The 933-nt window shown below is 50.2% G+C and carries 1 protein-coding gene; it reads right to left on the bottom strand.

Annotated elements, in window-relative coordinates:
* A partial coding sequence (locus A9260_RS14255; RefSeq protein ID WP_156684066.1) for an Ig-like domain-containing protein occupies positions 1 to 933 on the bottom strand: 933 nt, incomplete at both ends.

Here is a 933-nt window from a genome sequence, read left to right as displayed (position 1 = left end):
GCGGTTTACTGGCAGGAGAAACGTTGCCCGCCGCATCCGTTGCTGTGGCTGTAATGTCATGATGACCGTCACCCAGTACCGGATTCGGCGTATAAGAGAACGAACCATCTTTACCCGTTATCACCGTATGAACCACGGTACCATCAATCGAAATGGCGACGTGTGCATTCGGCTCGGCATGACCCAATATCTCTGGGGCATTGTTCGAGTTATGATCTGGATTTAAGGCGTTTGGCCAATGCAGTGTCGGTGCATCTGGGATCTTCGTATCGGCTGTGGCCAGTGTCGCACTCATCTCTTGTGACGTGTTACCCGCCTGATCGGTCAGCGTCACTTTAATGTCATGACCCGGCAACACTTCGTGAGACACTAACGAGTGCTTAACGTCATTATCCGTTAAGACATAAGCTCTGTTTTTCCCTTGGCCGTCCGTAATGGTTAAGGTATCACCAACTGTCGCATCGATTGGTAACTTAATGGCTACCGTAATGGTGCCATCAGGCCCTACTTCATTCGCATTGTACTCATGACCTGATTGCGCCTGTGGCACACTCAATTTAGGCTCCGTCACCGTCGTATCAAGCGTAAAACTGAACAACGTGATCGCTGACTTATTCCCCGCCACATCCGTTTGTCGCACTTCAACATGATTCACCCCTTCCTTTGCTGTAAAGGTGTCCAACCATGTTTGACCTGCGTCCGTTGAGTATTCAACTAAGGCACCGCCCTCTATACCTTGAACATCCAACGTGCCCGTATTCGTCAGACCATCCGTTGATGAACGGCCACTGTCTGTAACTAACTGAACGATCGGTGTGCTCACCGCATTGTCTAACGTAAAATCAAGCTCATTGGAGGCCAATGATGCATTACCCGCCGCATCCACTTGTCTTACGCTGACCGTATTATCTCCCGCCTTAGGGGCAAAACTGT

This window comes from Vibrio sp. UCD-FRSSP16_30 (assembly GCF_001676025.1).
Lineage (GTDB): Bacteria > Pseudomonadota > Gammaproteobacteria > Enterobacterales > Vibrionaceae > Vibrio.
This window is presented reverse-complemented; position numbering and strand designations above follow the sequence as displayed.